Source organism: Agrobacterium sp. 10T429, from assembly GCF_056393925.1.
On sequence record NZ_JBFTGV010000002.1, the window covers coordinates 193633 to 207677 of the forward strand.

Genomic DNA, 14045 nt, shown 5'->3' on the forward strand with positions numbered 1-14045 from the left:
CTACTTCTCGAACCGCTTGGCAATCCACGAATAGCTGTTTTCCACCATTCTGACCGGCGTTCCGAGCAGGTGCTTCACGCCTTCAGTGGAAGGCAGGATGCGGCTGACGCGGCTGATCGCCTGTTTTGTCAGGCTCTCTTCTTCCTTTTGCGTGACCTGTGCCGATGGCTCCTCTGTTCCGGCCGGGGCCGTGGCGGCGGGAGGCTGCGTTGCGGGCGCGTTGCCCGCAGTCTGGGGCGTCTGCTCGCCCGGTGTCTGGCACACGGCCACCACGACCGGGTAGGACGCATTTGCGAAACGTTCCAGCTCTTCCTCCGACACGGCGTCGCATAGTTCGATGCTCGTCCAGCGCTGCTGCGAGGTGGCGAGGTAATGGCAATCGGTGGCGGTGTCGTCACAGCCTAGGAAGGTCATGAGAACGAGGGCTGTTTTCATGGTGTGTGTTGCCTCTGTCGGGAATTATGCTCTAAAAACTCATCTATCTCGATTGCAGTGACATTACGACGAAATACGCATTTTTTTGAGAGAAAGCAGGCATCGCATTGGCCCCCGAAATCAAGCTTGAAACACCCCGGCAGGAAGCGGTTCTGCGCCTTATCGATCTGTCTAACGTCTATATGGCATCGCTTTATCCCGCCGAAAGCAATCATCTGGTCGATATCGGCCAGCTGGAAAAGGACAATGTCTCCTTTTTCGTGGCGCGGCATGATGGCCGTGTCGTTGGCTGCGGCGCGCTGGTGGAGGCGGGTGACGGTACGGCGGAGGTCAAGCGCATGTTCGTCGATCCGGAGGCGAGGGGATTGCGGATCGGCAAGCTGATCATGGATACGCTCATTGCGCGCGGCGCCGAGCTAGGGCTTACCGCCATCCGGCTTGAAACCGGCATCAGCCAGCCGGAGGCGATCGGTCTTTACCGCAAGGCGGGGTTTGTCGAGATAGAGGCGTTTGCGCCTTATAAGCCGGACCCGCTCAGCCTGTTCATGGAGAAGACGCTTTAAAGGCGAGGCGGGCGCTATCGGCGCGCTTTGCAGAACACTCGATGCCGCCCTTGGCGATGTCATCCTCGGCGTCGTGCCGGGGATCTGCCGATGTCTGGTAACATCGTTGGGTTGCAGATGCCAGGGACAGGCCCGAGCATGACGAAGACGAGGTTTAAGACGCTGCTTTTCGGAACGCCGTCGCTTCGTTGCTATCCTCTTCACGCGCAACGATGTCGTCGAGCGGGTCATTTTCAGCTGTAGGGGTCGGCGGAACGTCGACGGTGGCGCCAGTGGAGATTTCCACCTCTCGCACCCATTCCCGCCAGATTGCTACCAGCAGCGCCATCAGCACCGGGCCGATGAAGAGGCCGAGGAAGCCCATGCTCTTGACGCCGCCGACGAGGCCGAAAAAGGTCGGCAGGAAAGGCAGCTTGATCGGGCCGCCGACGAGTTTCGGACGGATGGTCTTGTCGACGATGAAAAGCTCTACCGAACCCCAGATGAATAGCCCCAGGCCATAAGCGGGAGAGCCGCTGGCGACCAGATAGATCGATACGAGAGTGAAAGAGAGCGGCGCGCCGCCCGGGATGAGCGCCATGACACCGGTGAGCACGCCGAGTGTGACGGGCGAGGGGACGCCGGCAATCCAGTAGGCGATGCCGAGGATTATGCCTTCGCCGATGGCGATCAATGTCATGCCGGTGACGGTGGAGCTGATGGTGGCTGGCACGACGCGGGAAATGCGCTCCCACCGCGTCGGCAGGATGCGTTCTCCCACAAGATCGACCTGATGGGAGAAGCCGGCACCGTTGCGATAGACAAAGAACAGCGCGATCAACATGAACAGCAGGGTCAGCACGAGGTGGAACGCGCCGTTGCCCGCGGCGAGGATCGCCCGGTAGATATTGCCGATATTGGCACCGCTGACGAGCTGGATCACTTCGCCGATCGCACCCGGTGTGCCGATATATTTCACCCACTGCTCGCCGAGCCAGGAGCCTACGCCGGGCAGCGCCGCGATCCAGTCTGGCACGGGTGCGCCCACCTTGTTGACATGCACCGCCCAGCCGAACCATTCGCGGATTTCGCTGGCCGTATAGGAAGCGGCGATGAAAATCGGCACCACGAGGAAGGTGAGGATGAGGATGATGGCGATGGAGGCGCCGAGCGTGGTGTTGCCGCCCACCTGCCGCAGAAGCCGCGTATAGACCGGCCAGCTGGCGAAGCCGATGACAAGGGCGGCCAGAACCGGAACGAGAAAGCCGTGGAAGAAGTAGATGCCCGCAAGGGCGACGAGAACCAGCAGCCAGCGCGCAGCCGATATTGGCGGGATCAGGGCGATCCGCGTCGGGCTTGCAGGACCAAGCCATCTCGGTTCGCCACTGGGCTTACGGCTGTCAATATTACTCACGGCAGGCTCTTTCTCGCATTCTCCCCGAAGGGTGCATTCACTCTGTCACACCAATACATATAAGTGCAATATAGCCGTATCACATTACCGTTGTGTGTTTATCGCTCAGCCTATTGAACGATTTTGGTAAAAATAGAACATCGGTCTTGGCGCGCGCATTGAAATATGACAATTGAACTCCGTTTTTATTGCGGCCTCCGCTTGCCGCGCCCGCTCTTCAGGTCACGCCATGCTGCGCCGTTTCTTCGCCTATTACCGTCCCTATCGCGGTCTGTTCATTCTCGATTTTTCCTGCGCGGTTCTGTCGGGCGTGCTCGAACTCGGCTTTCCGATGGCGGTGAAGGCCTTTGTGGACGTGCTGCTGCCGGGTGGCGAATGGGGCATCATCCTTGCCGCCTCCGTCGGGTTGCTCGTCATCTATGTGCTGAATACTGGGTTGATGGCGACCGTCACCTATTGGGGACATATGCTCGGCATCAATATCGAGACCGACATGCGGCGTCTGGCTTTCGATCACCTGCAGAAGCTGTCCTTCCGTTATTTCGACAACCAGAAGACCGGCCATCTGGTCGGGCGGCTGACGAAGGATCTGGAAGAGATCGGCGAGGTAGCCCATCACGGCCCCGAGGATCTGTTCATCGCCATCATGACCTTCATCGGCGCATTCCTGCTGATGCTGTCGGTCAATGTGCCGCTGGCACTTGTCACCGCCGCCGTCGTGCCTGTCACCGCCTGGGTGACGAGCCGTTACGGTGGCCGAATGACGCAGAACTTTCGCGCGCTCTATGGTCGGGTAGGCGATTTCAACGCCCGTATCGAGGAAAATGTCGGTGGCATGCGGGTGGTGCAGGCCTTTGCCAATGAGGACCACGAACGCGCGCTGTTTGAGAAGGACAACCAGAAATACCGCCGCACGAAGCTGGATGCCTACAAGATCATGGCTGCCAGCACTTCGCTCAGCTACATGAGCATGCGGCTGACGCAGATGATCGTGATGATCTGCGGCGCCTGGTTCGTGCTGCATGGCGGCCTKACGGAAGGCGGCTTCGTTGGCTTCCTGCTGCTGGTCGGCGTGTTTTTCCGCCCGGTGGAGAAGATCAACTCTGTCATCGAAACCTATCCGAAGGGCATTGCCGGTTTTCGCCGCTTTACCGAGCTTCTGGACACGGCGCCGGATATCGTCGACGCACCGGATGCGATCGAGGCACCGGCGCTTTCCGGCGCCATTGAATATCGCCATGTTGGTTTCGGTTATGCCGAGGGCAAGCAGGTTCTCGACAATATCGACCTGAAGATCAATGCGGGCGAGACGGTGGCCTTCGTCGGGCCTTCGGGGGCGGGCAAAACGACGCTTTGCTCGCTGCTGCCGCGCTTTTATGATGTCACCAGCGGTTCGATCACCATTGACGGCATCGATATCCGCAAGATGAAGCTTGCCTCGCTGCGCAACCAGATCGGAATCGTGCAGCAGGATGTGTTCCTGTTTGGCGGCACGATCCGCGAGAATATCGAATATGGCCGGCTCGGCGCTTCCGATGTCGAAATCATGGATGCGGCGCGGCGTGCCCGGCTCGATGGCGTCATCGAAGCGATGCCGATGGGGCTCGACACCGTCATCGGTGAGCGTGGCGTGAAACTTTCCGGTGGTCAGAAACAGCGTCTTGCCATCGCCCGCATGTTCCTCAAGAACCCGCCTATCCTTATTCTCGACGAGGCGACCTCGGCGCTGGATACCGAGACCGAGCGGGCCATCCAGCAATCGCTGACGGAGCTTGCCAAGGGCCGCACAACGCTCGTCATCGCCCACCGGCTGGCAACGATCCGCGATGCGTCACGCATCGTTGTGGTGGACCAGACGGGTATTGCCGAAACTGGCGCCCATGCCGAGCTTCTGGCCGCCAAGGGCCATTACAGCCGCCTGCATGAGGCGCAGTTCAGCGGGCATCTTCAGGGTCTGAGTTAAGCGGCGCATCTTGCGCCGCATATCAGGCGTTCTCCGCTGCGTTTTCCTCGATGATGCCGGTATTCGGCTCGGGCTTGCCGGGATGGCTGGTGACGAGATAACCCATGGCGACAGCGGCGGCGACGATGACCAGCAGCACCACGCCGCTGATGGTCATCAGCCAGTCGCGCGGCCTTCGCTGCGCCATGATATATTTCGGCCACCGGTAAGGCTGGTTCGCCACGCTGAATTTATTGCCGTCTCGCATGAACTTCCCCGGACTATTGTCGCTTCGTGACAGACAAACGCGGGCATGCACGCGGCTGTTCCGCAATGGCGGGGCAGAGGCGATGACAACGCCGTGAGGTTTCGCGGTAGGATTGGCCGTGGGTCCCCCTTGTTCGCTGGTCACTACACGACGGAGAAGAGTCTTTTCAGCCCAGAGACTTTGGCTTGCTGGCTTCCGGCTTAAGGCTGGAATGACCGAGGAGGGGTCTCATTTCATTAAATCCATGAAGCGTTGCGCCGGTGCTTGCGTTCAGGCCGAATGTTACTGCGGCCTCTCGCGCCGGCACACAGCTTCGAAACTCCACTTGCCAGTCCACACCCTTTTATGCGAATGATTTGCAATTGCATTAATTCTATTTCCATTTGAAAGTTCGCAAGATGGACAAGCCTGTCTTTGGATGGCGGCGGAATGGCGACGATCTCTCGCTGTCCGACGTTCACAGCTCGATCAAGATAAGCCCGAATGCCGGTACGTTTCGCCGGGCGATGGCGTTCTTCGGACCCGGATATCTCGTCGCGGTCGGTTACATGGACCCCGGCAACTGGGCAACGTCGCTCGCCGGCGGTTCCAAGTTTGGCTACACGCTGCTGACGGTGGCGTTGATATCGAACATCATGGCCGTCGTTCTACAGGCGCTCTGTGCCCGTCTGGCGATTGCTTCCGGGCGCGATCTGGCGCAGGCCTGTCGCGATGCCTATCCGAAACCGGTGGCGATGGTCCTCTGGCTGCTGGCCGAAATCGCAATCATCGCGACTGATATCGCCGAGGTCATCGGGACGGCTATCGGCCTCAACCTGATTTTCGGCATTCCGCTCGAACTTGGCGTCCTCATCACGGCGCTTGACGTGTTCCTGATCCTTTATCTGCAAAGGCTTGGCTTCCGCTGGGTGGAGGCGCTTGTCATCACGCTTCTCGGCGTCATCGCGGTGTGTTTCGCCATTCAGCTGGCGCTGGCCGATCCCGACTGGAGCCAGGTGATTCGTGGTTTTGCGCCGACGACGGAGATCGTCACCAACCCCGAGATGCTCTATCTGGCGCTTGGCATTCTGGGCGCGACGGTGATGCCGCATAATCTCTATCTGCATTCAGGGATCGTGCAGACGCGCGCCATCGGCGAGACGCTGGCCGAAAAACGCGAGGCGCTCAAATTCGCGACACTCGATTCAACCATTGCCCTGACGTTTGCTCTCGTCATCAATGCCGCGATCCTCATCCTTGCAGCGGCGACCTTCAACAAAACGGGTCAGACGAATGTTGCCGAACTGGGTGAAGCGCATAGTCTGCTCGCGCCGCTGCTTGGCCTTGCGATTGCGCCGACGCTGTTCGGGGTGGCGCTTTTGTGCTGTGGCATCAACTCCACCGTCACGGCAACGCTTGCGGGCCAGATCGTGATGGAAGGCTTCCTCAAGATGCGGCTTGCCCCGTGGCTGCGCCGCCTCATCACCCGAGGCATCGCCATCATCCCCGCCGCCGGCGTCACCATCGCCTTCGGCGAAAGCGGCACGTCTCAACTGCTGATACTGACGCAGGTGGTCCTAAGCCTGCAACTTTCCTTCGCCGTCTTCCCGCTGGTCATGTTCACCGCTGACCGCGCCAAAATGGGCGAACTGTGCGCCCCGCGATGGCTCTCGGCGTTTGCATGGCTTATCGCGGTGGTAATTGCAGCGCTGAATGTGAAGCTGCTGTTTGATTTTGTGGGGTGAGGCGCGTCAGGCCGCGCCTTTTTGAAGTGCGGCCTGAGCTTAGACTATCGAAGTATACCTGTTGCAAGCGCTCGCTGAATACCTCGAACATCTGTTCCCTTCTTGAGGGTCTTTGTAATCGGCTGGCTCGACCCAGATACCCAGATTTTAAGTTCCGCATCCAAGTCGAATGTTCCTGCTGTCTCGACGGAGAAGCGAGTGACAGCTTTGTACGGAATGGACATATAGTCGACTTTGCTGCCCGTAATACCTTGGATATCGACAAGTATGACGCGATGCTGAGTGAAAACGAAAAAATCGCGAATTAGCTTGAAAGCGAGTTGTGGTTGCTCACCGTCAATTAGGACACCGCTTAGACGTTTTTCCAGTTCTCTCGGGTCCACGGTTGTACCATGACCCAAAATTCCATCGAATAAACCCACTTGCTTTCTACCTCTAATATCTTGCGATAACCAATACGTCGGAAGTTGGGTTCAATAACAAAGCATCGTTTGCCGAGTTGGACATGTCTGAAGAAGGATCGACGGGCATGCCACCAAATGAATACTGCGATATTCACTTTTTGTTCTCGTCATCAATTTCCAGGCGCCTAAGCGCCTGGAAAAGTTAGATTTTATGCTATCAAAGCCGTTGGCTCAGCTGCAACCGCTCGTCGCACCGCAAGTATCGCACTTCTCGCAGGTGCCGTTGCGCACCATCGTGAAGTTCTGGCATTCCGAGCACATGTTGCCGGTATAGCCTTGCGCGATCGAGCGCATGCGGCGTTCGTTTTCCTTCTTCTTGGCTTCCGCCTTGGCCGATGCCGCGTCGGCGGCGGCCTTGTCGGAGAAGAGGGCGGTGGCGGTCTGCTTGGCTTCCTGAACCACGTCGTCGATTACCTCTTCGGCAATCTCTTCCGCCAGTCCCTTGGCGCGTTCTTCATAATCGCGCTTGAAGGAGACGATTTCCGAGGTGGAGATCGCGACTGTCGGTTCCAGCTTGCGGGCGGCTGAGCCTGCAAAGGAAGTGACGTTGGCCGAGGCGCGGGCGGGGGCTGCCGTTGCCGAGCCCTTGGGTTCGGAAGCAGCACGTTCGCCTTCGTTGTTGGAAACCAGCGTCGGCTTGTAACCGCGTGTCCAGCCGGTGGAGAGCAGATTGGTCTTGCCTTCCTGGATACCCTTGCCGAGTGCGGTATTGGAGAAGTCAGACGTATCGACATGGGCGAGGTCGTGGCGGCCGAGATAGGAGACGGCGAGTTCGCGGAACACGTAGTCAAGGATCGACGTGGCGTTCTTGATCGCGTCGTTGCCCTGCACCATGCCGGCCGGCTCGAACTTGGTGAAGGTAAAGGCCTCCACATATTCTTCCAGCGGCACGCCATATTGCAGGCCAAGCGAAATGGCGATGGCGAAGTTGTTCATCATCGCACGGAACGCAGCGCCTTCCTTGTGCATGTCGATGAAGATTTCGCCGATGCGGCCGTCACCGAATTCGCCGGTGCGCAGATAGACCTTGTGACCGCCGACCGTTGCCTTCTGGGTGTAACCCTGACGGCGGTTCGGCAGCTTTTCACGCTCGCGCGATACCCGCTCGATGACGCGCTCGACGATCTTTTCGGTGATCGTCACGGCCTGCTGGGCGAGCGGCTGCTGGATCAGTTCTTCAACGAAGTCTTCGTCGTCCTCATCTTCCACCAGCGAAGCGTTGAGCGGCTGGGAAAGCTTGGAGCCATCGCGGTAAAGGGCGTTGGCCTTGAGCGCCAGCTTCCAGGACAGCATGTAGGCTGCGCCGCAATCTTCCACGGTTGCATCATTCGGCATGTTGATCGTCTTGGAGATCGCACCCGAAATGAACGGCTGTGCTGCCGCCATCATGCGGATATGCGATTCGACCGAGAGATAACGCTTGCCGATCTTGCCGCAGGGGTTGGCGCAATCGAATACGGCCAAGTGCTCGTTCTTGAGGAACGGTGCGCCTTCCAGTGTCATCGCACCGCAGACGTGCACGTTGGCCGCTTCAATGTCCTTTTTGCTGAAGCCGAGGTGCTCCAGCAGGTTGAAGCTCATGTCGGACAACTGCTCGTCGGAAACCTTGAGCGTGCCCTTGAGGAAATCGGCGCCCAGCGTCCACTGGTTGAAGACGAACTTGATGTCGAAGGCGCTTTTCAGCGCGCCGTTGACGGCTTCGATCTTCTCATCGGTGAAGCCCTTGGCCTTCAGCGTCGAGGGATTGATGGCAGGTGCCTGGTTGAGATTGCCGTGGCCAACGGCATAGGCTTCGATTTCGGCGATCTGGCTTTCCGAATAACCGAGCGAACGCAGGGATTCCGGCACGGCGCGGTTGATGATCTTGAAGTAGCCGCCGCCGGCGAGCTTCTTGAATTTCACCAGCGCGAAGTCCGGCTCGATGCCGGTCGTGTCGCAATCCATCACGAGACCGATCGTACCTGTCGGCGCGATGACGGTGGTCTGGGCGTTGCGGTAGCCGTGCTTTTCGCCAAGCTCCAGCGCCTTGTCCCAGGCGGCGGTAGCGTGGGCGACAAGGTCCTGATCCGTGCAATCGGAATGGATGAGGGCAACCGGGTTCACCGACAGGCCTTCATAACCGTAGGAAAGGCCATGGGCGGCGCGGCGGTGGTTGCGGATGACGCGCAGCATGTTGTCGCGGTTCGGCGCAAAGCCCGGGAAGGGGCCAAGCTCGCCGGCCATTTCAGCCGAGGTGGCATAGGAAACGCCGGTCATGATGGCGGTCAACGCACCGGCGATGGCGCGGCCTTCGTCGCTGTCATAGGGAATGCCCGAGGACATCAGCAGGCCGCCGATATTGGCATAACCGAGGCCGAGCGTGCGGTATTCGTAGGAGCGTTCGGCAATCTGGCGCGATGGGAACTGCGCCATCATGACCGAGACTTCGAGAACGACGGTCCACAGGCGAACCGCATGTTCGTAATCGGCGATGTCGATGCGCTTCGTTGCCTGATCCTTGAACTGAAGCAGGTTCAGCGAAGCAAGGTTGCAGGCCGTGTCGTCGAGGAACATATATTCCGAGCACGGGTTGGAAGCGCGGATCGGGCCTTCGGCCGGCGAGGTGTGCCAGTCGTTCATGGTGGTGTTGAAGTGCAGGCCGGGGTCGGCCGATGCCCAGGCGGCGTGGGAGATCTTTTCCCATAGGTCGCGGGCCTTCAGCGTCTTCATGACCTTGCCGTCCTTGCGGGCGGTCAGGTTCCAGTCACCGTCGTTTTCAACAGCGCGCAGGAAGTCATCCTTCAGCGATACGGAGTTGTTGGAATTCTGGCCTGAAACCGTGAGGTAGGCTTCGGAATCCCAATCCGTGTCGTAGGTCTTGAACTGGATGTCCTTGTAACCCTGCTGCGCGAACTGGATGACGCGCTTGACGTAGTTTTCCGGCACCATGTCCTTCTTGGCAGCGCGGATTTCGCGCTTCAGGGCAGGGTTCTTGGCCGGGTCGAAGCAATCGCCGTTATCTGCCTCGCAATTGACGCAGGCCTTCATGATTGCCTTGAGGTGCTTGGCAACGATCTTGGAACCGGTGACGAGAGCGGCAACCTTCTGCTCCTCGTTCACCTTCCAGTCGATATAGGCTTCAATATCGGGATGGTCGGCATCAACGACGACCATCTTGGCCGCACGGCGCGTGGTACCGCCAGACTTGATTGCGCCGGCTGCCCGGTCGCCGATCTTGAGGAAGCTCATCAGGCCGGAGGACTTGCCGCCGCCGGAAAGCTTTTCGCCTTCGCCGCGCAGGTAGGAGAAGTTGGAGCCGGTACCAGAACCGTATTTGAACAGGCGCGCTTCACGCACCCACAGGTCCATGATGCCGCCTTCGTTGACCAGATCGTCTTCGACAGACTGGATGAAGCAGGCATGCGGCTGCGGATGTTCGTAAGAGGACTTGGACTTGGTCAGCTTGCCGGTGAAGGGGTCGACGTAGAAGTGGCCCTGGCCCGGGCCGTCGATGCCATAGGCCCAGTGCAGGCCGGTGTTGAACCACTGCGGGCTGTTGGGGGCTACACGCTGGGTCGCCAGCATATAGGCAAGCTCGTCGCGGAAGGCGAGTGCGTCTTCCTCGGTGGAGAAATATTTGCCCTTCCAGCCCCAGTAGGTCCAAGTGCCGGCAAGGCGGTCGAAAACCTGACGCGCATCGGTTTCGGAGCCATAACGCTCACCCTCGGGGAGGTCCTTCATGGCCTTCTCATCGGCAACCGAACGCCACAGGAAGGAAGGAACATCGTTTTCCTCAACCTTCTTAAGCACCTTCGGCACGCCGGCCTTGCGGAAATATTTCTGCGCCAGAACGTCAGTCGCGACCTGGCTGAACTGCGCGGGAACGTCGATATCCGCCAGACGGAACACGATGGAACCGTCCGGGTTCTTGATTTCACTGACGGCCTTGCGGAATTCGATTTCCGCATAAGACGATTGGCCGGGCTTCGTGAAGCGGCGTTCGATGCGCATGGTTTCGTGTCCTCGTCCATTGGGCGCCCGGCAAAGGGCGCAAAAATTCGTTCCAGCCGTGCGAACTATGCGCGCAGCCGGTTTTTGCCGATCTGTAAGGGATGTTCATCCTTGGATGTGATCCCTGTATCTCGTGGCTTATTCGGCTGCAAGAGTCATGTGAGTACTAAATATAGTATCAACAGCTTCCTGCCGCCAGTCCCCGCGTCATGTTTTTGGCGGTATCCGCAAGGCACGCAAAATCCACCGGCGAACCGCCCCCTGATGGTCGGGACGCCCCTTCTGGACTTGCGAACTGAGATTGAAAGGAACCGGCCTCGTTACTTTCCGGTCCGTTGCCGCCGCAACATAACTGTCACTTTCCTCCTGCGGCATAGATTCGTCAAGCCATAGATTGAAACCGTTTTTTAACCACAAGATATTGTGTGCAGCGCCTGTGGAAAACGGGGATAGCAAAAGCGTTCAAAAAAATCAGTGACTTGGCGCGAGACTTTGAAGCTTGCGCGAGGCTGGTTTCCGCAGCGGAAAGCGAAAACCCCGCATTTCCGGGGTGCGGCATAAAGGCGACACTGCGGTTTTTCCGTGTTTTTTTGCCGTTACCAAAAAAGCATTTCCACACAAAAAAACCGCCCCGAAGGGACGGCTTTTCAGGCATGGTTTTGGGTTGCGACAGGCGATCAGCCGCGCGATCCCTTGGCGATCGGTTCCTGATAGGTGAAGCCCATGTCCCAGGGGAAATAAATCCAGGTGTCCTGGCTGACCTCGGTGACGAAGGTGTCAATGGTGGGCACGCCCTTCGGCTTGGCGTAAACGCAGGCAAAATGCGCCTTCGGCAACATTTCGCGCACTTCCAGTGCGGTCTTGCCGGTGTCGGTCAGATCGTCAACGACGAGCACGCCTTCGCCGCCGTCGGACATCAGCTCCGGCGCCACGCCCTTCAGGAGAATCGTGTCGCCCTGGTTGACGTAATCGTGGCGGGTGGCGATGCAGACCGTATCGATCAGGCGGATGTTCAGCTCGCGGGAAATGATCGCTGCCGGAACGAGACCGCCGCGGGTGATACATACGATCGCCCGGAACTCCCGGCCAAGGCCGGCAAGACGCCACGCAAGCGCGCGGGCGTCGCGGTGAAACTGATCCCAGGTTACGGGAAAGGCTTTATCGGGAAGGGACATGTCGTCTACCATCTGGTCAAAATTGTCGATGGCTTTGGCTAATAGCCGCAAGACCTGCAAAAAGGCAAGCATTGCGCGCAGGCTCTTGCGGCTTCATCCACGGCTACCGGTGTTTAACGCGACAAAAGCGTCATCGCCGTCATGGAATCGAGCAGCGTGCGCGTCACGCCGCCGAACAGGAGTTCCCACCAGCGGGAATGGCCGTAGGCGCCCATGACCAGAAGGTCGATGCTGTGGTCTGACAGCCGGTTTTCGATAGCCGCCTGCGGCGAGATGCCGGCGATTTTTTCCTGCGAGGTTACCGTGACGTTGACGCCGTGGCGGGCGAGTGTTGCGGCCAGTTCGGTTCCGGCAAGTCCAGACGATTGCGTTTCGCTCTCGGCCTGATCGACGGAGAAGATCTCGACGCTCTCGGCTGCAATCAGGAAGGGCAGGGCATCGAAGGTGGCGCGTGTTGCCTCGCGGGAGCCGTTCCAGGCGATCAGTACACGCTTGACCGGTTTGGCAACCGTCAGCACATGCGGAACGAGAAGAACAGGGCGGCCGCTTTCATGGAGAAAGCCGTCTATATCCGAGCGGCTGTCGGAGAGTGCGGAGGAGTTGCTCTGGCGGGCGACGATGAGATCGGCGCAGCGCGCGCTATCGATTGCCGATGACGAGGCGTAACCCACCGAGGTTACAAAGCTGCGCCACTCATGCGAGATGCCATTGGCAGACAGCGTGTGTTCGAAGAGGTTTCCAACATCCGTGGTTTCCTTGTGCGCCACGTCCTGAAGCACCTGAACGGTAGCGGGGTCGGGAATTTCCATCGGCGCGACGAGCGGAACGGCGGCCAGCGTTTCCATGTGCAGGCCAATCACATGCGAGGAAAACTGGTTGGCAAGACTTACCACGAAATCGCCGAGCTTTTGCGTGTTCTCCACATTGTCGATCACTGCCAGTATCGTTTTGTAACCCATTTTTTAGCTCCTCGGTGACGCGTCGTTTTGGGGAGAGTGGCTGCCTTTGCCGGGTGCCACCTTGATTTTGGTCAATCCGCTTCCGTCTCAGGCGGTTGCATCGCCCTTGCTGGCCGACAGTGTTTTTTCCTGACCAATGGTTTCGATCATCGTCGCCACTGCATCCGCCGCCGCTTTCAGGACGGTGGCATCACGGGCGCGCACGACGATCTCAGTCGAAAAGCGTTGTCCGTCATATTTCGGGTAGGAGCCGATGCTGGTTTCCGGGTGCGCTTTCTGGATTGCGGTCAGCGGCGTGCCGATGTCACCTTCGCCATAGGGAGAGCGCACCGACTGCGACATGACTTTCGCGCCGGTGCGCAGCGTTGGCATGACATTGTCCAGCATGGCCTGAAACACCTGCGGAACGCCGGCCATGACGTGGACGTTGCCGATGACGAAGCCGGGGGCGACCGAGACGGGATTGGCGATGTGGCTTGCCCCCCTTGGCATGCGGGCCATGCGCTTGCGCGCTTCGGTGAATTCCATCTCGCGCACACGGTACATGTCCCCCAATATCCGCAAAGCCTCGGCATCGTGCTCGCAGGGCAGGCCGAAAGCCACGGATACCGCATCAGCGGTGATGTCGTCATGGGTCGGGCCGATGCCGCCGGAGGTGAAGACATAATCATAGCGGGCGCGCAGCGCATTCAGCGCTTCGACTATTGCGTGCTCCTCGTCGGCGACGATGCGCACTTCCTTCAAGTCTATTCCGGACATGGTGAGCACATCCGCGAGGTGCCCGATATTCTTGTCCTTGGTGCGTCCCGACAGCAATTCGTCGCCGATGGCGAGCATGGCGGCGGTCACGACAGATGGGGTGGGTGAGGGATTGGACATGGGGGTACTCGTCAGCTGTTTTGTCCGACGTTAGTCCGCCGCCCGGTGAATGCAAAGCGGTTTTGAAAAAATGTCTATCTATGAAAGGTTGACGTTCCGGCGTTTCGTTCACTGATTGCGAACAGTGCGTATGCGGATGCACCGCTGGTGTGGGACCGGCCTCTGGGCTACCTTTGCATCACATGCTTGTAACGGGTCACCACTAATGATCATCGCGTTCTTAAAAAGGCTTCTGGCTGGTACGCCTGAGACG

12 protein-coding genes are annotated in these 14045 nt (G+C 58.9%); 3 read left to right on the forward strand and 9 right to left on the reverse strand.

Features of this window, described 5'->3' with window-relative positions:
* Positions 1–435 (reverse strand): hypothetical protein, encoded by a 435-nt coding sequence (locus AC1DCP_RS05970; protein WP_025593664.1) that lies wholly within the window; start codon positions 433–435, stop codon positions 1–3.
* Between the two features lie 107 nt (positions 436–542).
* Between AC1DCP_RS05970 and AC1DCP_RS05975 the strand changes: the two genes are divergently transcribed.
* A complete protein-coding gene (locus AC1DCP_RS05975) occupies positions 543–998 on the forward strand; it encodes a GNAT family N-acetyltransferase (protein WP_025593662.1) in 456 nt (151 codons plus the stop codon).
* A gap of 154 nt (positions 999–1152) precedes the next feature.
* On the opposite strand, the gene AC1DCP_RS05980 is transcribed toward AC1DCP_RS05975, so the two are convergent.
* On the reverse strand, positions 1153–2391 hold the full coding sequence (locus AC1DCP_RS05980; RefSeq protein WP_476774182.1) for an AI-2E family transporter: 1239 nt from the start codon (positions 2389–2391) through the stop codon (positions 1153–1155).
* Between the two features lie 229 nt (positions 2392–2620).
* Here AC1DCP_RS05980 and AC1DCP_RS05985 point away from each other — a divergent pair, with 229 nt between their 5' ends.
* Positions 2621–4354, forward strand: coding sequence for an ABC transporter ATP-binding protein (locus AC1DCP_RS05985; protein WP_025593660.1), 1734 nt, complete (start codon positions 2621–2623; stop codon positions 4352–4354).
* Positions 4355–4376: 22 nt separating this feature from the next.
* Here the strand turns inward: AC1DCP_RS05985 and AC1DCP_RS05990 are convergent, their stop codons facing one another.
* On the reverse strand, positions 4377–4601 hold the full coding sequence (locus AC1DCP_RS05990; RefSeq protein ID WP_013636298.1) for a hypothetical protein: 225 nt from the start codon (positions 4599–4601) through the stop codon (positions 4377–4379).
* 398 nt (positions 4602–4999) lie between these two features.
* Here AC1DCP_RS05990 and AC1DCP_RS05995 point away from each other — a divergent pair, with 398 nt between their 5' ends.
* The gene (locus AC1DCP_RS05995; RefSeq protein WP_013636297.1) at positions 5000–6325 is read left to right on the forward strand and encodes an Nramp family divalent metal transporter; all 1326 of its coding nucleotides are present in this window, start codon (positions 5000–5002) and stop codon (positions 6323–6325) included.
* A gap of 44 nt (positions 6326–6369) precedes the next feature.
* Here AC1DCP_RS05995 and AC1DCP_RS06000 read toward each other — a convergent pair whose 3' ends face one another.
* The 6 genes from AC1DCP_RS06000 to AC1DCP_RS06025 all read right to left on the reverse strand — a co-directional run bounded on the left by AC1DCP_RS06000 (position 6370) and on the right by AC1DCP_RS06025 (position 13792).
* Positions 6370–6747: a PH domain-containing protein gene (locus tag AC1DCP_RS06000; RefSeq protein WP_065687293.1), complete on the reverse strand. Its 378-nt coding sequence runs from the start codon at positions 6745–6747 to the stop codon at positions 6370–6372.
* A gap of 213 nt (positions 6748–6960) precedes the next feature.
* Positions 6961–10779 carry a vitamin B12-dependent ribonucleotide reductase gene (locus AC1DCP_RS06005; RefSeq protein ID WP_065687294.1) on the reverse strand — a complete coding sequence of 1273 codons (3819 nt, stop codon included), beginning with the start codon at positions 10777–10779 and terminating at the stop codon, positions 6961–6963.
* Positions 10780–11161: 382 nt separating this feature from the next.
* Positions 11162–11434: a hypothetical protein gene (locus tag AC1DCP_RS06010; protein WP_153793569.1), complete on the reverse strand. Its 273-nt coding sequence runs from the start codon at positions 11432–11434 to the stop codon at positions 11162–11164.
* A gap of 22 nt (positions 11435–11456) precedes the next feature.
* Positions 11457–11954, reverse strand: a complete 498-nt coding sequence (gpt, locus tag AC1DCP_RS06015; RefSeq protein ID WP_065687405.1) for a xanthine phosphoribosyltransferase — start codon at positions 11952–11954, stop codon at positions 11457–11459.
* Between the two features lie 113 nt (positions 11955–12067).
* A complete protein-coding gene (locus tag AC1DCP_RS06020; RefSeq protein ID WP_003515639.1) occupies positions 12068–12913 on the reverse strand; it encodes a universal stress protein in 846 nt (281 codons plus the stop codon).
* A gap of 87 nt (positions 12914–13000) precedes the next feature.
* Entirely contained in the window at positions 13001–13792 is a 792-nt protein-coding gene (locus AC1DCP_RS06025) for a competence/damage-inducible protein A (protein WP_013636292.1), read from the reverse strand.
* Positions 13793–14045 lie beyond the last annotated feature (253 nt).